The organism is Sphingomonas sp. SORGH_AS_0438, assembly GCF_031453475.1.
In the GTDB taxonomy this organism is placed as follows: Bacteria; Pseudomonadota; Alphaproteobacteria; order Sphingomonadales; family Sphingomonadaceae; genus Sphingomonas.
On the sequence record NZ_JAVIZS010000001.1, the window covers coordinates 2,650,400 to 2,670,875 of the forward strand.

General features: G+C 68.5%; 18 protein-coding genes and 1 pseudogene. 10 read left to right on the plus strand and 9 right to left on the minus strand.

The window, feature by feature from the left end:
* Window positions 1–194 precede the first annotated feature (194 nt).
* Window positions 195–2,294 carry a bifunctional (p)ppGpp synthetase/guanosine-3',5'-bis(diphosphate) 3'-pyrophosphohydrolase gene (locus QE452_RS12340; RefSeq protein WP_309657581.1) on the minus strand — a complete coding sequence of 700 codons (2,100 nt, stop codon included), beginning with the start codon at window positions 2,292–2,294 and terminating at the stop codon, window positions 195–197.
* Window positions 2,295–2,552: 258 nt separating this feature from the next.
* Here QE452_RS12340 and QE452_RS12345 point away from each other — a divergent pair, with 258 nt between their 5' ends.
* Complete coding sequence (locus tag QE452_RS12345) at window positions 2,553–4,925, plus strand: EAL domain-containing protein (protein ID WP_309730104.1); 2,373 nt, start codon at window positions 2,553–2,555, stop codon at window positions 4,923–4,925.
* 4 nt (window positions 4,926–4,929) lie between these two features.
* Here the strand turns inward: QE452_RS12345 and QE452_RS12350 are convergent, their stop codons facing one another.
* Entirely contained in the window at window positions 4,930–5,709 is a 780-nt protein-coding gene (locus QE452_RS12350) for a sulfite exporter TauE/SafE family protein (protein WP_309657579.1), read from the minus strand.
* Between the two features lie 73 nt (window positions 5,710–5,782).
* A complete protein-coding gene (locus QE452_RS12355) occupies window positions 5,783–6,991 on the minus strand; it encodes an LL-diaminopimelate aminotransferase (RefSeq protein WP_309657578.1) in 1,209 nt (402 codons plus the stop codon).
* 156 nt (window positions 6,992–7,147) lie between these two features.
* On the opposite strand from QE452_RS12355, the pseudogene QE452_RS12360 reads away from it, so the two are divergent.
* From QE452_RS12360 to clpS, 3 genes and pseudogenes are all read left to right on the plus strand, one after another.
* A pseudogene (locus QE452_RS12360) lies at window positions 7,148–8,843 on the plus strand (PHA/PHB synthase family protein).
* A gap of 143 nt (window positions 8,844–8,986) precedes the next feature.
* Entirely contained in the window at window positions 8,987–9,808 is an 822-nt protein-coding gene (gene phaP, locus QE452_RS12365) for a TIGR01841 family phasin (protein WP_309657576.1), read from the plus strand.
* 145 nt (window positions 9,809–9,953) lie between these two features.
* A complete protein-coding gene (gene clpS / locus QE452_RS12370) occupies window positions 9,954–10,286 on the plus strand; it encodes an ATP-dependent Clp protease adapter ClpS (protein WP_125994753.1) in 333 nt (110 codons plus the stop codon).
* 144 nt (window positions 10,287–10,430) lie between these two features.
* On the opposite strand, the gene QE452_RS12375 is transcribed toward clpS, so the two are convergent.
* Window positions 10,431–11,153: a Crp/Fnr family transcriptional regulator gene (locus tag QE452_RS12375; RefSeq protein WP_309657575.1), complete on the minus strand. Its 723-nt coding sequence runs from the start codon at window positions 11,151–11,153 to the stop codon at window positions 10,431–10,433.
* A 129-nt stretch (window positions 11,154–11,282) separates the two neighbouring features.
* On the opposite strand from QE452_RS12375, the gene murA reads away from it, so the two are divergent.
* Together murA and QE452_RS12385 are read left to right on the plus strand one after the other, a co-directional pair.
* Window positions 11,283–12,566 carry a UDP-N-acetylglucosamine 1-carboxyvinyltransferase gene (gene murA, locus QE452_RS12380; RefSeq protein ID WP_125994682.1) on the plus strand — a complete coding sequence of 428 codons (1,284 nt, stop codon included), beginning with the start codon at window positions 11,283–11,285 and terminating at the stop codon, window positions 12,564–12,566.
* Window positions 12,567–12,651: 85 nt separating this feature from the next.
* A complete protein-coding gene (locus QE452_RS12385; protein WP_309657574.1) occupies window positions 12,652–13,377 on the plus strand; it encodes a hypothetical protein in 726 nt (241 codons plus the stop codon).
* Between the two features lie 26 nt (window positions 13,378–13,403).
* Here the strand turns inward: QE452_RS12385 and QE452_RS12390 are convergent, their stop codons facing one another.
* Complete coding sequence (locus QE452_RS12390; protein ID WP_309657573.1) at window positions 13,404–14,009, minus strand: J domain-containing protein; 606 nt, start codon at window positions 14,007–14,009, stop codon at window positions 13,404–13,406.
* Between the two features lie 46 nt (window positions 14,010–14,055).
* On the opposite strand from QE452_RS12390, the gene QE452_RS12395 reads away from it, so the two are divergent.
* Genes QE452_RS12395 through QE452_RS12410 form a run of 4 tightly spaced genes read left to right on the plus strand, consistent with a single transcriptional unit; the run spans window position 14,056 to window position 16,411 of the window.
* Window positions 14,056–14,343, plus strand: coding sequence for a BolA family protein (locus QE452_RS12395; protein WP_309657572.1), 288 nt, complete (start codon window positions 14,056–14,058; stop codon window positions 14,341–14,343).
* A complete protein-coding gene (locus QE452_RS12400; RefSeq protein WP_309657571.1) occupies window positions 14,344–15,051 on the plus strand; it encodes a glutathione S-transferase in 708 nt (235 codons plus the stop codon). It abuts the gene before it with no gap.
* A gap of 2 nt (window positions 15,052–15,053) precedes the next feature.
* Window positions 15,054–15,524 (plus strand): NUDIX domain-containing protein, encoded by a 471-nt coding sequence (locus tag QE452_RS12405; protein WP_309657570.1) that lies wholly within the window; start codon window positions 15,054–15,056, stop codon window positions 15,522–15,524.
* A complete protein-coding gene (locus tag QE452_RS12410) occupies window positions 15,521–16,411 on the plus strand; it encodes an alpha/beta hydrolase (protein ID WP_309657569.1) in 891 nt (296 codons plus the stop codon). The genes QE452_RS12405 and QE452_RS12410 overlap by 4 nt, the downstream gene beginning before the upstream one ends.
* A gap of 12 nt (window positions 16,412–16,423) precedes the next feature.
* Here the strand turns inward: QE452_RS12410 and QE452_RS12415 are convergent, their stop codons facing one another.
* From QE452_RS12415 to prfB, 4 genes are all read right to left on the minus strand, one after another.
* Window positions 16,424–17,491, minus strand: a complete 1,068-nt coding sequence (locus QE452_RS12415; protein WP_309730108.1) for a GAF domain-containing protein — start codon at window positions 17,489–17,491, stop codon at window positions 16,424–16,426.
* A 45-nt stretch (window positions 17,492–17,536) separates the two neighbouring features.
* The gene (gene thyA, locus QE452_RS12420; protein ID WP_309657567.1) at window positions 17,537–18,460 is read right to left on the minus strand and encodes a thymidylate synthase; all 924 of its coding nucleotides are present in this window, start codon (window positions 18,458–18,460) and stop codon (window positions 17,537–17,539) included.
* Between the two features lie 66 nt (window positions 18,461–18,526).
* Window positions 18,527–19,273, minus strand: coding sequence for a methyltransferase domain-containing protein (locus QE452_RS12425; protein WP_309657566.1), 747 nt, complete (start codon window positions 19,271–19,273; stop codon window positions 18,527–18,529).
* 2 nt (window positions 19,274–19,275) lie between these two features.
* A complete protein-coding gene (gene prfB, locus QE452_RS12430; RefSeq protein WP_125994691.1) occupies window positions 19,276–20,403 on the minus strand; it encodes a peptide chain release factor 2 in 1,128 nt (375 codons plus the stop codon).
* Between the last annotated feature and the right edge of the window lie 73 nt (window positions 20,404–20,476).

The following is a 20,476-nucleotide window of genomic DNA, read 5'->3' on the forward strand; positions in this document are numbered from 1 at the left end:
GCGAGCCCGTCCTGCCGTTCCCGGACGCGGGCGGCGGCGAGACCTGTGCGAAACACGATAATAGGGCACGGGAAAGCTACGGGATGACGGCCCGGCCAGTATCCAAGCCGGATGGAGGGGGGCTCCAGGCGATCGACCCGGCGCATTCCAGCAATGGTGCGACGGTCCCCTCGCGGGAGGGGCGTTTCCCGCGTCTAGACCCGCTCGACCGCGTTGACCGAGTCCACCGCGCGCAGCGCCGCGATCAGGCGCATCAGTTGCTGCACGTCATGCACCTCGACGTCGATCAAATTGGTGTGGAAGCGGCTGTCGCGCGTGTCGAGGCGCAGGTTGATGATGTTCGCCTTGTGCTGGCCGATTACCGTCGCCAGCACGCCGAGCGCGCCGGGTTCGTTCCGCACCGTCACCGAGATACGCGCGACCGCGCCCTCGGTCGCGTCGCCCCAGGAGACATCGACCCAGTCGGTTTCCTCCTCCGACCGGTCGGCCAGTTCGGTCAGCACCGCGCAGTCGATCGCATGGACCTCGATCCCCGCATCCGGCCGGCGCAGGCCGACGATGCGGTCGCCCGGCACCGGGTGGCAGCAATGCGCCAGTTCATAGGCGACGCCCGGCTTCAACCCCTTGATCGAGATCGTGCCCGATTGCGGCGGTAGCGCCGCGACGTCGGCGCCCGCCGAACCCGGCATCAGCGCCTCCATCACCACCGCATCCGACAGGGTCCGCCGGGCGATCGCGACCATCAGTGCGGCTTCGTCGGGCAGCTTCAGCCGCTTCAGCGCATGGCCCAGCGCATCCGCGCCGATCTGCGCCGGCAGGCGGCCGACGATATCGTCATAGAGTTGGCGGCCGAGCGCCAGCTGCTCGGCCCGCTCGGTCTGGCGCATGTGACGGCGGACCGCCGCCTGCGCCTTGCCGGTGACCGCGACCGACAGCCAGGCGGGTTGCGGCGTCTGCCCGGCCGATCGCAGGATCTGGACCTGGTCGCCATTCTCGATCACCGTCGACAGCGGCACGACCCGGCCGTTGATCTTCGCGCCGACCGACTGGTCGCCCAGATCGGTGTGCACCGCATAGGCGAAGTCGATCGGCGTGGCGCCCTTGGGCAGCTGAATCAACTCGCCCTTGGGGGTGAAGGCGAAGATGCGATCCTGGTACATCGCCATCTTGGTATGTTCGAGCAGTTCCTCGGGACTGTCGGCGGTGTCGAGGATCTCGACCAGGTCGCGAATCCAGCTGACCTGCGCGTCGTGGCGGCTCGACTGCTTGTAGGTCCAGTGGGCGGCCAGCCCGAAATCCGCCTCGGCATGCATGGCCGGCGTGCGGATCTGAATCTCGACGCGGTTCTGGTCGCTGGTGATGATCGTGGTGTGCAGCGAGCGATAGCCGTTGCGCTTGGGCGTCGAGATATAATCCTTGAACCGCCCCGGCACCATCGGCCAGCGGCGATGGATGACGCCCAGCGCGCGGTAGCAATCCTCCTCGGTCGGCACGATCGCGCGGAACGCCATCACGTCGGACAATTGCTCGAAGCTGATGTGCCGCTCGGCCATCTTGCGCCAGATCGAATAGGGATGTTTCTCGCGGCCGGTCACCTCCGCCTCGATCCCGGCGCGCGACAGCAGGAGTTTCAGGCCCGACGCGATGCGCGCGATCCGGTCGCCGCCGCCGATCTTCAGCTGCTCCAGCCGGCGCTGGATGCTTTCATAGGCCTCCGGCTCGATCTGCTGGAAGGCGAGCGTCTGCATCTCCTTCATGAACTCGTACATGCCCACGCGCTCGGCGAGCGGGGCATAGATGTCCATCGTCTCCTTGGCGATGCGCCGCCGCTTCTCCGGCTTGGCGATGTGATGCAGCGTGCGCATGTTGTGCAGCCGATCGGCCAGCTTGACCAGCAGCACGCGGATATCGTCCGACATGGCGAGCAGGAACTTGCGGAGGTTCTCCGCCGCGCGTTCGTTCTCGGTCTGCGCCTCGATCTTCGACAGCTTGGTGACGCCGTCGACCAGCCGCGCGACGTTGGGCCCGAACAGCCGCGTGATCTCCTCGGGCGTGGCGACCGTATCCTCGATCGTGTCGTGGAGGATCGCGGTGGCGATCGTCTCATCGTCCAGGCGCAGGTCGGTCAGGATGCCCGCCACCTCGATCGGGTGGCTGAAATAGGGATCGCCGCTGGCCCGCTTCTGGCTGCCATGGGCATGCATCGAAAAGACATAGGCGCGGTTCAGCAGCGCCTCGTCGGCGTCCGGATCATATTCCAGGACACGGTCCACCAGTTCATATTGCCGCAGCACGGCATATCAATGGCGCGGACACGCGCTGCTTTGCAAGTGGCTTGGTCGCGCAGCGCGCGGAAAATGGGCGGTTTTGGCCGCGCTCGGGTCGGCGGCGCCAGAAAAACGAGTCAGCAAAATTGTCGTGAACCCAGATATTTGTGGTCGACGGCCTCGGCGAAGGCGATTTTCGGCTATCGCCCCGACACCGGCCGGGCCGGATTCCATCCTATGATAGGACCAGGGGGCGCCGGAATGTCGCGAATCTTGTCTTGCCTGTTGGATGAGCACGCCTGGTATCTGGTCCTGGTCGCCATGGTGCTGTGCGGTGTCGCGAGCGCCGGCATGTACCTGTTGCGACGCCGCGCCCGCGAATGTGGCACACAGCGCCGCCGGGTCTGGCGGATCGCTGCTGCCACGGTCGGCGGCCTGGGCTTTTGGGCGACCCACTTCATCGCCATGCTGGGGCATCAGAGCACCGGGCCGCTGATCTGTTCGCCCGGGCTGACGCTGCTTTCGGCGGGGGTGATGGTCGTCGCGCTATGGAGCGCCTTCAGCCTGCGCGACCGGATGCCGGGCCATGGCGGAACGGTCGCGATCGGCATCCTGTCCGGACTGGGCGTGACGGCGATGCATTTCATCGGCATGGCGGCCCTGCGCACGGCCGGGCCGATCAGCTATGACATGGCGATCGTCGCGCCGGTCATCCTGGGCTCGACGGCGCTGATGGTGGCGGCGTGCTCGCTCTTCACCACACTGGCCGGGCCGCGACAGATCGTGTGGCCGAGCCTGCTGACGACATTCGGCGTCGGCGTCCTTCATTTCGGGGCGATGCTTGGCACGCACTTTGCGCAGTCCACGCATCACGCGCATATCCCCAGCGGTCATCCATTGTTGGTCGCCGGCGTCGCGCTGGTCGGCTCCCTCATCGTTCTGGGCGTGGTCGCGATCGCCATCGTCGACCGGATGCTGACCGACCTGCGCGGCCTCGCCTCCGCCGCCCTGGAAGGGCTGGTGATCGTGCAGGACGACCGGATCATCGAGGCGAACGACATCTTCGTCGCGCTGGTCGGTCATCCGGTCGACGACCTGCGCGGCACCTCGCCCGACCGATGGCTGACGGCGCTGGATGGGCAGGCGCTGCGGGAAGATCGTCTGGCCCCGTTCGAGGCGGAGATCGCGGGCGGCGACCGCCTGTGCGAGGTCGCGGTGCGCATGGTCGAATATCGCGGCCGCCGCAGCGAGGTGCTGGCGGTGCGCGACCTGACCGAAAGCCGCCGCGCGCGCGACAAAATCGCCTATCTGGCCCGGCACGACGCGCTGACCGGCCTCTCCAATCGCGCCAGCCTGCGCGAGGCGCTGGTCGAGGCGGAGCGGCGGACGGCAGCGGGGGAGCAGGTCGCGTTGCTCGCGATCGATCTCGACCGGTTCAAGGCGATCAACGACCTGTTCGGCCATGCCGCCGGCGACGATGTGCTGTGCCAGGTGGCGGACATTCTGCGCCAAGCGGCCGCGCCGGGCGATGCCGTGGTCCGTATGGGCGGCGACGAATTCATGATCCTGCAATGGGACCAGCCGCAGCCGCAGGGCGCGCAGGCCTTGGCCGGCCGGATCATGGACCGCTTCGCCGAGCAGATGGACGTGGCGCGCAATCCGCTGGCGGTGCGGGCCAGCATCGGCGTCGCGCTGATGCCCGACGACGGGGCGGTCGGCGAGACGCTGTGCCATCATGCCGACCTCGCGCTCTATCGCGCCAAGGAGGCGGGACGCGGCACCTGCTGCTTCTTCGACGGCGACATGGACCGGGCGGTGCAGGCGCGCCGGCAACTGGAACAGGATCTGCGCCACACGCTGGTGCGCGACCAGCTCTATCTGGTCTACCAGCCGCTGGTGTGCAGCAACACGCAGCGCATCGTCGGCTATGAGGCGCTGGTGCGCTGGAAACACCCCGAGCGGGGCGAGATCCCGCCCAGCGACTTCATCCCGCTGGCCGAGGACAGCGGCTTCATCATCCAGCTCGGCGAATGGGTGATCCGCGAGGCGTGCCGGGCGGCGAGCCATTGGCCCGATCACATCACCCTGGCGGTGAATGTGTCGGCGGTGCAGTTCCAGGTCGACACGCTCCCGGATATCGTCCGCGCGGCGCTGGTTGAAAGCGGCTTCGATCCGCGCCGGCTGGAGATCGAGATCACAGAGAGCGTGCTGATGCGCGACCGCGACGCGGCGCTGGCGGTGCTGCACCGGTTGAAGCGGGACGGCGTCCGGATCGCGATGGACGATTTCGGCACCGGCTATTCGTCGCTCAGCAACCTCCAGGCCTTTCCGTTCGACAAGCTCAAGATCGATCGCAGCTTCGTCTCGACGCTCGACAGCGACGATGCCGCGCGTTCGATCATCCGCGCGATCGTCGGATTGGGGCGTGGCCTCAACCTGCCCGTGGTGGCGGAAGGGGTGGAGACCGAGGCGCAGCGCCGCATGGTCGCGGAGGAAGGCTGCGCCCAGGCGCAGGGCTATCTGTTCGGTCGGCCGAGCCCCGACCTGGCGGAGGGCATGGGCCGGGCGGCGGCGCCTATGCCCTCCGCCATGAGTCGCCCGGCCGCCGCGATCGTCGTTCCTCCCGCCATCCACGCCGCCGTCCGCCGCGTCGCCTGACCGGTCAGACGAGCAGGCGGATGCCCACCACCGTCAGGGTGACCGCCAGCACCGGAGCCAGCACCCGGTCCGAGACGCGGCTGGCAATCAGGCTGGCGAGGATGATGCCGGGGATCGACCCGAGCAGCAGCGCGCCGAGCAGGCCGACATCGACCTCGCCCATCGACCAGTGGCCGATCCCGGCGATCAACGTCAGCGGCACGGCATGGGCGATGTCCGATCCGACCAGTCGCGACACCGGGCTGCGCGGATAGAGGACCAGCAGCGCGGTCATGCCCAGCGCGCCCGCGCCGACCGAGGTCAGCGACACCAGCACCCCCAGCACCGCGCCCAGCGCCACCGTCCAGCCGGCGATCCGCGAGCCGTCGATGCCGGAGAAACTCGCCGACAGCGCCCGCACGATCCGCTCGCGGAACAGCGTGGCGATGCCGGTCAGGACTAGCGCCGCGCCCAGCACGACCGAGATCAGCCCGCCGACATTCTGCGCGCGATCCTTGGCGATGGCGAGCGCGGCGAGCGTCAGCAGCGTCGCGGGGATGCTGCCCAGCGCCAGACGGCGGACGATCCGCCAGTCGACCGTGCCGCGCCAGCCATGGACGGCGGTGCCCGCCGTCTTGGTGGCGGCGGCATAGAGCAGGTCGGTGCCGACCGCCGTGGCGGGGTGGAAGCCGAACAGGATGACCAGCAGCGGCGTCATCAGCGAGCCGCCGCCGACGCCGGTCAGGCCGACCAGCAGCCCGACGAACAGTCCCGCGACGGAATAGAGCGGATCGAAATGGCTCATCGCCCACTCCGATCCATGCTCCGACCCGTTCGCAAGGCTTCCCCGCGCGCCGTCCCCGGCGCGACGATACCGCTCAACCGGCCCGCGAGGCGGGCGTGTTGACGCCCATGGATTGCAGGTATTTCTTCACGTTGCGCGCCGCCTGGCGCAACCGTTGTTCATTCTCGACCATCGCGATCCGCACGAAGCCCTCTCCATTCTCGCCGTAGCCGACCCCTGGCGCGACCGCGACCTTGGCGCACGTCAGCAATTGTTTGGAGAACTCAAGGCTGCCTAGGTGGCGGAGCGCCGGCGGCAGCGGCGCCCAGGCGAACATCGACGCGCGCGGCGACGGGATGTCCCAGCCGGCGCGGCCGAAGCTTTCGACCAGCACGTCGCGCCGCTTGTGATAGAGCTGGCGGTTCTTCTCGACGATGTCCTGCGGGCCGTTGAGCGCGGCGCAGGCCGCCGCCTGGATCGGGGTGAAGGCGCCGTAATCCAGATAGGATTTCACCCGCGTCATCGCTGCGATCAGCTTGCGGTTGCCGACGCCGAAGCCCATCCGCCAGCCGGCCATGGAATAGGTCTTGCTGAGCGAGGTGAACTCGATCGCGACGTCCTTCGCCCCCTTCACTTGCAGGATCGAGGGCGTCGGGCAGCCGTCATAATAGAGCTCCGAATAGGCGAGGTCGGAGATCACCCACAATTCGTGCTTCTTGGCGAAGGCGACGACGCGCTCGTAAAAGGCCAGGTCGACCACCTCGGCGGTGGGGTTGGACGGATAGCCCATCACCAGCACGCTGGGGCGCGGCACGGTGAAGGCCATGGCCCGCTCCAGGCTCTCGAAATAGGCCTCGTCCGGCGTGGTCGGCACGGCGCGGATCGTCGCGCCGGCGATGATAAAGCCGAAGGTGTGGATCGGATAGCTGGGATTGGGCGCCAGGATCACGTCGCCGGGCGCGGTGATCGCGGTCGCCAGGCTGGCCAGCCCCTCCTTGGACCCCATGGTCACGACGACCTCGGTCTCCGGATCGATATCGACGCCGAAGCGGCGGCCGTAATAATTGGCCTGGGCCCGGCGCAGACCGGGGATCCCCTTGGACTGGGAATAGCCGTGCGCGCTCGGCTTGCGCGCGACCTCGACCAGCTTGTCGATGACATGGTCGGGCGGCGGCAGGTCGGGATTGCCCATGCCCAGGTCGATGATGTCCTCGCCGCCCGCGCGCGCCGCGGCCCGCATCCCGTTGACTTCGGCGATGACATAGGGGGGCAGGCGCTTGATGCGGTAGAACTCGTCGGACATGATATCCCAACCTTCGTATTGCGGGTCGGCATATCCTAGGGCCTCGGGGCGGTGTCGTAACCCGCTTTATTCACGGGGCCCGCGAAACAATTATGTATCCTGCTTCCGCACGGGAGGCGGGAGGGATAGAAGGGGCGGAGGACGATAGAGGATGCCATGGCCGACCCAACCCGCGCCGCCGACCCCGCCGCCCCGGCCGATCCCGCGTCGAACGACGCCGCCGCGCCGACGATGCCGTGGCCGGTGGTGCCCGGCCTCAACGATCCCGAAACGCTGACCCGCGCCTGCACCTTGTGGATGGACACGCTGTCGCTGTGGCAGCGCGCGCTCGATCCCCGGCAAGGCGCACCGGCCGCCGAGGAGGCCCCCGACCGTGCCCGCGACAAGCGGTTTCGCGATGCCGTCTGGCGGGACCATCCGGTGTTCGACTGGATCCGGCGCAGCTATCTCGACTTTTCCGACCGGCTGATCGCCGGCATCGACACGATGGAGGGGCTGTCCCCGCGCGAGCAGGAGCGGTTGCGCTTCGCCACGCGCAACTTCGTGCAGGCGATCAGCCCGACCAACTTCCCGCTCACCAACACCCAAGGTGCTGGAGGAGACGGTGAAGACCGGCGGCGAGAATCTGGTGCGCGGCATGGAGCGGCTGATGGCCGACCTGAACCGGGGCCAGATCACGCATACCGAGGCGGGGCGGTTCGAGGTCGGCCGCGACATCGCCACCACGCCGGGCCAGGTGGTGCATCGCACCCCGCTCTACGAGCTGATCCAGTACAGCCCGACGACGGAGCAGGTGATGACCACGCCGCTGGTCATCTTCCCGCCCTGGATCAACCGCTTCTACATCCTCGACCTGTCGCCGGAGAAGAGCTTCATCCGCTGGGCGGTGGAGCAGGGCATTACCGTCTTCGTCGTGTCGTGGAAGTCGGCCGACGCGACGATGAAGGAAGTGGTGTGGGACGATTATGTCGCCGCGCAGATGGATGCGATCGACACGATCCGCACCGGGCTGGACGTGCCGTCGGTCCATGCGATCGGCTATTGCGTGGCGGGCACCACGCTGGCGGCGACCTTGTCGGTCCTGGCGGCCAAGGACCAGGCCGACCGGGTGGCGAGCGCCACCTTCTTCACCGCGCAGGTCGATTTCAGCAAGGCGGGCGAACTGCTCCACTTCGTCGATGACGACCAGCTAGCGATGCTGGAGCGGCTGTCGGCGGACGGCTATCTCGACGGGCGGTACATGGCCGCGACCTTCAACCTGCTGCGCGCCAACGACCTGATCTGGAACTACGTCACCAACAATTATCTGCTCGGGCAGGATTATGCCGCGTTCGACCTGCTCCACTGGAACGGCGACACCACCAACCTGCCGGGCAAGTGGCATCAATCCTATCTGCGCGACCTGTACCGCGACAATCTGCTGGTCCAGCCGGGGGCCCTGTCGGTCGGGGGCACGCCGATCGACCTGACGCGGGTGGCGACCCCCGCCTATGTCCAGGCGGGACGCGAGGATCATATCGCCCCGGCGGAAAGCGTCTGGGAGGTGACCCGGCATTTCCGCGGGCCGCTGCGCTTCGTGCTGGCGGGGTCGGGCCATATCGCGGGCGTCGTCAACCCGCCCTCCTCGGGCAAATATCAATATTGGATCAACCCCAAGGCGAATGAGGCGAGCAGCCTGGCCGAGTTCGTCGAAGGGGCGGAGGAGACGCGCGGCAGCTGGTGGCCGGACTGGCTGGAATGGCTGCGCGCGCGGGATGGCGGCACCGTGCCCGCCACGGGCGCGCGCCTGCCCGGCAAGGGGTCGCTGGCGGCGATCGAACCGGCGCCGGGCAGCTACGTAAGGGCCAGATAAGCCAAATCATTTTTTGTTGTGCGGTGCACAAAAGAGCGTTGACTTACGGCCGATGTGATACCATTTGTGCGCTGCAACAACGGAGGCGCAGGATGGCGACCGGTGGACGCAGGACAGGACGACGGAAGATACCGGAGGCGGCGGTGCCGCCGATCGAGTCGCATGATTCGAAGCTGGTGATCCCCGATCCGGTCGCGGCGATCCCGCCCGCCCTGGCGGCTTCCGCCAAGACCCGTCGCGTCGCGCGGCCCCGCCCGGTGGCGGAGGCGTCGACGCTGGCCGAGGTCGCGATGCTCCAGGCGGAGCCGACCGCGCCCGAGCCGACCGCATCCGATCCGATCGAGGCGCAGCCGGTCGCGGCGGCGGCCCCGGTCGAGCCGGAGCCCAGGTCGGACGCGACGCCCGAACCGATCGCCGAGCCCGAGCCCGCCCACGAACCGGTGGCGGTCGCCGAGCCGGCTCCGATTGAACAGACGCCAATCATCGAAACCCCGGCCACCCAGGCCGTCATCCCAGCGAAGGACAGCATCATGGACGTGACCAACGACACCACCCAGAAGGCCCAGGCGATGTTCTCGGACCTGACCGCCCGCAGCCAGGGCGCGGTCGAGAAGAGCCAGAAGATGTTCGGTGAGATCGCCGAGTTCAACAAGGGCAATGTCGAGGCGTTCGTCGAATCGTCGCGCATCGCCGCGCGCGGTTTCGAGACGATGGGCCAGGACGCCGTCGCCTATGCCAAGTCGTCGTTCGAGGGCATGACCCAGGCGCTGAAGACGCTGTCGACCGTCAAGTCGCCGACCGAGTTCATGAAGCTCCAGGCCGATTATGCCCGCTCGGCATTCGACGCGATGGTCGCCCAGACCTCGAAGTCGACCGAGACGACGCTGAAGCTGGCCGGCGAGGTCGCGCAGCCGATCTCGAACCGCGTCGCGGTCGCGTCGGAGAAGATGAAGGTTTCGGCCTGATCCGTTCCCGCCCGCCGGCCCGCCGGCGGTGCTAAAAGGAAGAGGGCGGTCGCGGTGGACGCGATCGCCCTTTTCCTGTTCAACGGCTCTTGCCGATCACCCGGCAAGTGCCATATTTCGAGCCGACATGCGAAGCGATATCCTCATGGCCGAACGCCGCGACAATGATGCGGGCGGCGACGATTCCGGGGTCGGCGTCGCCACCAAGACGCGCAGCAAGACCAAGCAGCCGACGCCCTATCGCGTGCTGATGCTGAACGACGACTATACGCCGATGGAGTTCGTCGTTCTCTGCCTGCAACGCTTCTTCCGCATGGACATGGAACAGGCGACGCGCGTCATGCTCCACGTCCACCAGCGCGGGGTCGGGGTCTGCGGCATCTTCTCCTATGAAGTGGCGGAGACCAAGGTCGGGCAGGTGATCGACTTCGCCCGCCAGAACCAGCATCCGCTGCAATGCACGCTGGAAAAGGCCTGATCGCCAGCCTCTCCTGAGGGGGGCTTGCGAAGCGGCACCTTCCGCCTGCCCCGCGACCCTGCTCGGCGAATGCAGGGGGCAGGAGTTCGCGCCCCCTGTTTCGCAATCTTCACGAGCGGCCTCGCCTTCCCCCCATGAAGCGGCTCAGGCGGCGGGCGGCATCCAGCCGAGATCGATCCGCGCTTGCCGATCGACATATTTGGCGGTGCGCATCAGCCTCTGGTCGTTCACCACGGTGATGCGACCATTGTCGCGCGTGATCAGATTCTCCTCCTCCAACTGGCGGAGCATCCTGTTGACATGGACGGCGGTGAGGCCGGTGGCGTCACCGATCTCCTCCTGAGTCACGCCCAGCGCGAAGCTGCCGTCGCCAGTGGACGAACGGGTGCGGAGTTCCAGCAGCAGCGCCGCGACCCGCGCCTTGGCGGAGGTCCGCCCCACCGCCGCCAGCCGATCGGTCAACCCGACGCGCGAGATCTGGTCGAACGCCATCAACGCCATGCCGATGCGCGGATGCTTCGCCACCAGTTCCGACACATGACCGCGCTCGAACGGGCAGACGACGGACTCGGTCAGCGCCATGATCGTCTCCTGCGATTTGGCGAAGGCGAGGCCCGTCAGCCCCATGAGATCACCGGGAAAATGGAAGCGCAGAATTTGCCGGCTGCCATCGTCCAGGATCATGTAGCTCATCATCAATCCGCGCTTCAGCACGAACATTTCGCTCAGTCGCTCATTCTCCCGCACCACCATGCCATTGCGGCGGACCGGGCGTTCGCGGTCTTCCAGACGGGCAATTGCGGCATGTTCCTCCGCTGTCAGGGGTATGAGGGTAGCAATACGATCTGCAAAGCAATGATCCGACACATTTTCCCCGATGCACGACTGCGGACGAACAGTGTGGCGGTAGCGGTCCCACCGCGCATTAAATTCGATCATATGAAGGACTTACGGACACTCTCTTGCGTCCGTCGCGGGGCGCGATAGGGGGGAGGGATGGATCGCATTCTCATTCGTGGCGGCCGCCGCCTGACCGGACGCCTGCCCATTTCGGGGGCCAAGAACGCGGCGTTGACGCTGATGCCCTGCGCGTTGCTCACCGACGAGCCGCTGACGCTGCGCAACCTGCCGCGCCTGGCGGACGTGGACGGCTTCGGCCATCTGCTCAACCAGCTCGGCGCGTCGACCGCGATCGAGGGGACGCGGCCCGAGGATTTCGGCCGGGTGATGACGATCCGAGCCGGCAAGTTGACCTCGACCGAGGCACCCTATGACATCGTGCGCAAGATGCGCGCGTCGATCCTGGTGCTCGGCCCCGTGCTGGCCCGTGCGGGCGAGGCGCGGGTGTCGCTGCCCGGCGGCTGCGCGATCGGCAACCGCCCGATCGACCTGCACCTCAAGGCGCTGGAGGCGATCGGCGCGGAACTGGAAATGGCCGCCGGCTATGTCAAGGCGACCGCACCCGGCGGGCGGCTGACCGGTGGCCGCTACCGCTTCCCGGTCGTCTCGGTCGGCGCGACCGAGAATGTGGTGATGGCCGCCGTGCTGGCGCGCGGCTCCAGCGTGATCGAGAATGCGGCGCGCGAGCCCGAGATCGTCGACCTGTGCCGCTGCCTGACGGCGATGGGCGCGCGGATCGAGGGGATCGGCACCGACCGGCTGGAGATCGAGGGCGTCGACCGGCTGCACGGCGCGACCTATGCGGTGATGCCCGACCGGATCGAGGCGGGCAGCTATGCCTGTGCGGCGGCGATCACCGGCGGCGACCTGGAACTGGTCAATGTCGATGCCGAGGATATGGGCGCGACCCTGTCGGCGCTGCGCGACGCGGGCGTGACGGTGGAGACGGGCAAGGACGTGATCCGCGTCGCCGCGTCGGACCGGCTGGGGCCGATCAACCTGTCGACCGCACCCTTCCCGGGCTTCGCCACCGACATGCAGGCGCAGTTCATGGCGATGCTCTGCCTGGCCGACGGGGCCAGCGTGCTGACCGAGACGATCTTCGAGAACCGCTACATGCATGTGCCCGAACTGGCACGCATGGGCGCGGACATCCTGGTCCAGGGCCGCACCGCCGTGGTGCGCGGCGTGCCGAAGCTGACCGGCGCTCAGGTGATGGCGACCGACCTGCGCGCCTCGATGAGCCTGATCCTCGCCGGCCTGGCGGCGGAGGGCGAGACCCAGGTCAGCCGCGTCTATCATCTCGACCGCGGCTATGAGCGGCTGGAGGAGAAGCTGTCGGCGGTCGGCGCGGATATCGAGCGCGTCGGCGACGGCTGATCCCGGGTCGCATCCCGTCGATTTTGTTGAACGCTGGCCGGTCTTTACCATCTGGTCAGATGCGCGCGGCGGGTTAGGATGCGGCATGGGGGACGCGACCATGGGGCAGGATGACAGGCCGGTGATGACCGGCGCGACGCGGATCGAGCGGCGCGAGCGGAGCTGGACGATCCATGCCGGATCGCTGCGCTTCGGCCTGTCGACGGTCGACTATCGCGCGGCGATGATCGCGCCGCCGACCTATGCCTATGCGCCCGACCGCGCGCCGCGCCCGCGCCGGATCACCCGGATGGCGGGCGCGATGCTGGCGACGATCGGCGCGGGGACGATCGTCGGCATCGCCGTCCAGGCGGGGGACGTGTCGGCGCGCGCGCCCTATGTGGTCAGCGTGCCCTTGCCGCCGCCGGCCGTGGTGGAGCAGGACGATGCCGAGCCGGTGATGCCGGTCGCCCGATCCCGACCCAAGGCGCGGATCGCCGCCCGGACCATCGAAGCCCCCGCCCCGTCGCCGACGCCGCGCCCGGTGGCTCTACCCACGCCCACCGCCATGACGCGGGCCGAGCCGGTGGCGGCGGAGGAAGGCGCGCCGCTGTCCAGCATGGCGCAGGCGATCGCGGCGGCGGGCCGGAGCGGGCAGTTGCAGCAATGGTCCGATGCGGAGGGCCTGGATCACGGCTTCGTCGTCGCCGGCCCCAGCGAGGGCGGCTGCCGCAGCCTGTCGGTGCTGATCCGCCGGCCGGGCAGCGACGACCGGGTCGAACAGCGCCAGGCTTGCCGCGATGGTACGACGGCGGCCGCTCCGCCGTCCTGACCGCGCCCGCCCGCGAAACGTCCCCCTCAGGCGAAGGCCGGTGCCTGGCGCAATTGCTGATAGGCGCCGATCACCTTCTGCAACAGGACCTCCTGGCTGCGGTCGCCGCCATTGCGGTCGGGATGATAGCGGCGCACCAGCTCCGAATAGCGTTTGCGCAGCGCCCCGCGATCGGCATCGGCGGGCAGGCCCAGCACCTTCAGGCTGGCGCGATCCTCGCCCGACAGGGGCTTGCCGTCGCTGCGTTCAGGCGCGGGTTCGCGGCGGAAGCGCGCGGCGATCGCGTCGAGCGGATCGGCGAAATCGGCCCAGCGCGGCCCCTGCCCCGTACCGGCGCGCGCAAAGCTGCGCGACTCCGCCTCCCAGCCGGCCATCGGCCGCTGCGCCTGGTGGATTTCGTCCGCGGTCATGCCGTCGAAGAAATTATAGCCGGCGTTGAAGGCGCGGACATGCTCCAGGCACATCCAGCGAAAGGCACGCGGGCCGTTGCCGTCGGACGGCCCCTCCAGCGGCGGCGCGCGGAACTCGCCCGGCTCGGTACAGCCCGGGGCGACGCAGATTCGTCCGTTCGCCTCGACCCGGCCATGAAACCGCGCGCCCGGCCGCTCCTTCCTTTCCGTCGATCCCGCCACGTCGTCGTCACTTCGTCCTTGCGTCAAAGGGGGCTATATAGGCGCGATGACCATCACCGCCACCGCCACGCTCGACCGGATCATCGCCGACCGGCTCCAAGCCGCCCTGTCCCCCACCCGCCTGTCCGTCTCGAACGACAGCGCGCAGCATCGCGGCCATATGGGGGACGACGGCACGGGCGAAACGCATTTCAGCGTCGATGTCGAAAGCGCGGCCTTCACCGGCCTGTCCCGCGTCGCGCGCCAGCGGCTGGTGAACCAAGCGCTCGCCGATCTGTTGGCGTCGCGGATACACGCGCTGGCGATCCGCGCCCGCGCGCCTGGAGAAAGCTGAATGCCCTACGACCTGTGGTACTGGCCCGGCATCCAGGGGCGGGGCGAGTTCGTGCGACTGGCGCTGGAAGCGGGCGGGATCGCCTATCGCGACGGGGCCCGCGAGGACGGCGTCGAGGCGCTGATCGCCGACATGGCCGCCCGGTCGGGTCGCACGCCCTTCGCCCCGCCCTATCTGGCGAGCGAGGGGCTGGTGATCGCCCAGGTCGCCAACATCCTGATGTTCCTGGGTGAGCGCCACGATCTCGCCCCCTCGGCCATGGCCGACCGGCTGTGGATGAACCAGGTGCAGCTGACCATCGCCGATCTGGTCGCGGAGGTGCACGACGTGCACCACCCGGTCGGCACCGGCGCCTATTACGAGGACCAGACGGCCGAGGCGGCGCGCGCCGCCGCGCAGTTTCGCGACGAACGCCTGCCGAAGTTCCTGACCTATTTCTGCCAGGTGATCGCCTGCAACGACGGCGACTGGACGATCGATCACCGCTGGACCTATGTCGACACCTCGCTGTTCCAGCTGGTGCAGGGCCTGCGCTACATGTTCCCGCGGCGCATGGCGACGCTGGAGCCGGACTATCCCGATCTGGTCCGGCTGCACGACCAGGTCGCGCGGCTGCCCGGCATCAAGGCCTATCTGGCGAGCGGGCGACGCCAGCCGTTCAACCAGGACGGCATCTTCCGCCACTATCCCGAACTGGACGGCGACTGACCGTGGCGGTCCGCGCCCAGCGTCCCGCCGCGCGCATCCTGCTGGTCGACCGGTCGGGCGGCGCGCCGGGTGGCCATGTCCTGCTGTTCCGCTTCACGCCCGACGACCGACCGCCCTTCTGGGTGACGCCGGGCGGTGCGGTCGATCCGGGCGAGCGCTTCGAACAGGCGGCGCGGCGCGAATTGCGCGAGGAAGTCGGGCTGGACCGGGACTGCGGCGCGCAGGTCGCCGCCCGGCTGGTCGAGTTCGTCACCATCGAGGGCGTCGCGGTGGAGGCGGACGAACGCTATTTCCGCATCGACCTGGACGGCTGCACGGTCGACCCTTCCGGCCACACCGATCTGGAGCGGCGCGTGATGCAATCCTGGCGCTGGTTCACCCGCGCCGAGATCGCCGCCTGGCCCGAGCCGATCTATCCGCTCGACCTGCTCGCCATGCTGGAAGAAACCGACGCCCCGGAGACCGTGTCATGACCGACCTCACCCGCATCGCCTTGTCGACCGGCGTCGAGCTGGACGTGCAGCTGGCCGGTCCGCGCGATGCGCCGCCGGTGGTCCTGCTCCACGGCTTTCCCGAATCGCACCGCACCTGGCGCGATATCGTACCCGATCTGGCCCGCGATCACTTCGTCGTCGCGCCCGACCAGCGCGGCTATGCCCGCTCGTCCAAGCCGGAGGGCGTCGAGGCCTATGCGCCCGACCGGATCGTCGGCGACCTGATCGCGCTGGCCGATGCACTCGGCATCGATCGATTCACGCTGGTCGGCCATGACTGGGGCGGCGCGGTCGCCTGGATGGCAGCGTTGCGCCATCCGGACCGGGTCGCGCGACTGGCGATCGTCAACGCACCGCATCCCTTCGTCTTCCAGCGGTCGCTGTTCGACGATCCGGCGCAGCGGGCCGCCAGCCAATATATCACCCGCTTCCGCGACACGGCGCTGGACCAGCATATCCTGGGCAAGGGGCTGGAATGGTTCTTCAGCACCAGCTTCGCCCAACATGTGACCAGCGCGATCGCCGGGGCGGACAAGGCGGCCTATCTGGACGAATGGGGCCAGCCCGGCGCACTGACCGCGATGCTCAACTGGTATCGCGCCTCGCCGATCATCGTGCCCGCGCCGGATGCGACGCCGGAACGCCCCGCCTTTCTCGACGCGCCCTTCCCGCCGGTGACGCAGCCGGTGCTGGTCGTCTGGGGCGTCCAGGACAAGGCGCTGCTGCCGATCCAGGTCGAACAATTGCCGCCCTTCGTCCCCGACCTGACCGTGCGCACCGTCGAGGCCGGCCATTTCGTCCCCTGGCAGGCCCCGGACGCGGTGATCGCCGCTTTTCGCGCCTGGGAGGGGTCGGGCGCGGCCTGACCGTGCCGCCCTTCAGTCGACGGGGGTCGGCCGGCGGCGCGGTTCGCCCCGGCTCGCCAGCAGCGCCTGCGACCGGGCCAGTTCCACCGCGATCCAGCCGCGCCGGGCGACCGTCTCGACCAGCGCGATCTCGTCGGCGCGGAGCGCGCGGGCCCGGCGCCAATGGACATAGAGCAGGGCCGTCAGCCGGCCGTCGCGCAGGATCGGCACATTGATCATCGCGCGGATGCCGATCGCGCGATGCGCGTCGCGATAGGTATCGCTCAGCGTCAGGTCCCCGCGCACATCGCATCGATGCACGGTCTGTCCCGCCAACAGCGCGGCATAGCCATCGGCGGGAAAGTCGCGATAGACCAGGCGTCCGGTCCCGCGCACGTTGTCGCAGATATATTGCCGGGCCGAACATGCGCTGCCATCGCCGCGATCCTCGGCGAAACCGACCCGGTTCGCGCCCAGAAATTCGCCGAGCATCCGGTTCACCGTGTCGAGCATCGCCGCTTCATCGGTGCCGTGATGCAGCGCCTGGTCCAGTGCGGTCAGGAACTGCCGATTGGCGGCGGCGCGACGCTGCGCCGTCGCCTCCAGATGCCGCTCCGTCACGTCGACATAGGTGACCAGCATGCCGCCCACTGTGCCGGGTGCGGTCGAATCCGCGACCGGTGCGTGATGCACGTCCCACCAGGCGTCCTCATCCTGCCCGAAGCGGCAGACCGACAGGCGGACGTCGCGCTGCTGGATCGATCGGCCCTCGGTCATGACGGCATCGATCTGCGGCGCAACCTGCCCCCACAGCATATGGTAATCCGTGCGGCCGCTTCCCCCGAGCAGCCAGGGATGCAGCGCCGGGCCCAGCAGCTCGCGATAGGCATCGTTGTAGAATTGGACCAGCGCCTCGCCCCACCACAGGAACATCGGCTGGGGCGAGGCGAGCATCTGCGCGACCGCCTGTTGCAAGGCCGGCGACCAGTCCGCCCGCGCCCCGACCGGCGTGGCCGACCAGTCGAGCCGGCGGATCAGTCCGTCCATTTCGCTCCGCGCGCGCTGGCGACCGGGTGCGGGACAGGGATCGATATCGTCCATGGACCGAGCGTATACCGTCTGCCCCGCGCTCCGAAAGGGCCGGCGTCAGACCGCGACGGGGGCAGCGATCGCCGGATGGGGGTCGTAATCCTCGACGGCGAAATCCTCGATCGCATAGTCGAAGATCGACTCGGGCCGGCGATGGATGCGTAGCCGGGGGCTTCCACGCGGCGTGCGGGCAAGCTGTTCCTCAACCAGATGCGCATGGTTCAGATAGACATGCGCGTCGCCCGCGCTCCACACCAGCTCGCCCGCCGCCAGGTCGCATTGCTGCGCCAGCATCCGGATCAGCAGCGCGGCGGAAAAGGCGTTGAAGGCGAAGCCCAGCCCCAGGTCGCACGACCGCTGCCACAACATGCCCGATAGCCGCCCGCCCGCAACATGGAACTGATAGGTCATGTGGCAGGGCGGCAGCGCCATGCCGCCGAGCTGCGCGACGTTCCAGCCGGTGAACAGCAGCCGGCGCGAGGTCGGGTCCTGGCGGATCATGCGGACCAGCTCGGCGATCTGGTTGATGCCGGGGCCGCGCCGGTACAGGCCGTCGCCGACCGGCTCATATTGGTCCCAATCGACCCATTGCTTGCCATAGACCGGACCGAGATCGCCCCAGGCGGCGGCGAAAGCGTCATCGGCCAGGATTCGCGCCTCGAACGCGTCGCGGTCGATCGCCTCGCCCGTCTCGCGGCGATAGCGGGCGAGCGGCCAGTCGGTCCAGATATGCACCTTCTGCGCGACCAGTGCGCGGATGTTGGTATCGCCGGTCAGGAACCACAGCATCTCGCGCGCCGCGGTCTTCCACGCCACCCGCTTGGTGGTGAGGAGCGGCACCCGGTCGTCCGACAGGTCGAAGCGCAGGGTCGGCCCGAACAGCGACCGGGTGCCGACCCCGGTACGGTCCCGCCGCTCGTCGCCCGTCTCCCAGACGCGGCGGAGCAGGTCGAGATACTGGTCTTCGTAATGGCTGGTCATGGCGGGGCTATTAGGTGGCAGGCGGCACCTTTACCACTCTTCCGCTGCACGGGAGGAGTCCGAAAATCAGGGCTTGTGCCCCTGCCCGTCCTCCGCACCCGCCGGGGCCATGCGGCATGGTCGGATGTCCGCCGGCTCGGGACGCGGGCCCATGGGGCGGAAGGTGGCGAGATAGCCACCCGCGCTCGCCATCGGCTCCAGCGACACGCGCTGGAACCCCACGGCCGCGAACTCGCAGGTCAGCAGGGCCGGCGGCGTGCCATGGTTGCGCGTGGTGCGATCGGCATCGACCACCACCACCAGCCCGTCCGGCTTCAGCGACGGCCGCAAATGCCACAGGAACTCATAGGGCTGGGCGATCTCATGGTACATGTGCACCATCATCACCCGGTCGAAGCTCCGGTCCGGCAGGCGCGGGTCGTTGGCCGTGCCGAGCCGCACGCTGACATTCTCCAGCCGCTCGCGCGAGACGCGTTCGGCCAGCGCATCGCGGATCGGCTCGAAGATATCCTCCGCCAGCACCCGGCCCCGTTCGCCGACGCGCGCGGCCAGGCGGATGGTGTAATAGCCCTCGCCCGCGCCGATATCGGCGACGGTCATGCCCGGGCGGATATTCGCCTTGTCCATCACCTGCTCGGCCTCGCGCAGGCGATCGCGCGCCTCCTCGTTCGACCAGCGCGACGACACGATCGCCGCGACCGGGCGATCCGCCGCCGGGAACGGCCCCGGCTGCTTCGGCTCGTGCTTCAGCAGCGGCTGCGAACCGTCGCAGGCCGTCAGCAGCAGGAGCGCGGGCAGCAGGGCGCAGGCCATCCTCAATCCACATCCTCCACGGCGACCTTCTCGCCGGTCACGCGCTGCGACAGCGCCGCCGCCATGAACGGGTCGAGATCGCCGTCCAGCACGTCGCCGGGCGCGGTCGAGGTCACGCCGGTCCGCAGGTCCTTCACCAGCTGATAGGGCTGGAGGACATAGGAGCGGATCTGGTGGCCCCAGCCGATATCGGTCTTGGTCGCATTCTCCGCATTGGCGGCCTGTTCGCGGATGGACAGTTCGCGCTCGTACAGGCGGGCGCGCAACTGGTTGTACGCCTCCGCCTTGTTCTTGTGCTGCGAGCGCTGGTTCTGGCACTGCACGACGATGCCGGTCGGGATGTGCGTGATGCGCACCGCCGAATCGGTCGTGTTGATGTGCTGGCCACCCGCGCCCGAGGCGCGATAGGTGTCGATGCGCAGGTCGCTCTCGTTATAGTCGACCTCGATATTGTCGTCGACGACCGGATAGACCCAGACGCTGGCGAACGACGTGTGCCGCCGCGCCGCCGAGTCGTACGGGCTGATCCGCACCAGCCGGTGCACGCCCGATTCGGTCTTGGCATAGCCATAGGCGTTCTCGCCCTTGAGCAGCAGCGTCGCCGATTTCAGCCCCGCCTGCTCGCCGGAATGGCTGTCGACCAGCTCGACCTTCAGCCCGTGCCGCTCGGCCCAGCGCGTATACATGCGGCTGAGCATCCCGGCCCAGTCCTGGCTCTCGGTGCCGCCGGCCCCGGCATTCACCTCGATATAGGTGTCGTTGGCATCGGCCTCGCCGGCCAGGAGCGCCTTCACCTTGTCCTGCTGCGCGCGGGCGGCGAGTTCGGCCAGGCTCTGCGTGCCCTCGGACGCCAGTTCCTCGTCGCCCTCCGCCTCGGCCAGCTCGATCAGCTCGACCGTGCCGTCCAGTTCCGATTCGATCGCGCGCGTCGCGGTCACCGCCTCGTCCAGCCGGCGACGCTCGCGCATCACCTCCTGCGCGGCCTTGGGATCGTTCCACAGCGCCTGGTCCTCGACCCGCGCGTTGAGTTCGTCGAGCCGGCGCAGCGCCTGGTCCCAGTTGAGGAACCGGCGGAGCAGCGCCAGCGCGTCGCGAATGCTGTCGACATGAGCCTGCGCTTCGGCGCGCATATTCTTCTCCAATCAGGACCGACATGCCCGGCGATCCGGGCAGCCTTGTGGCGGGACTGGTCGGGCCCGCCGG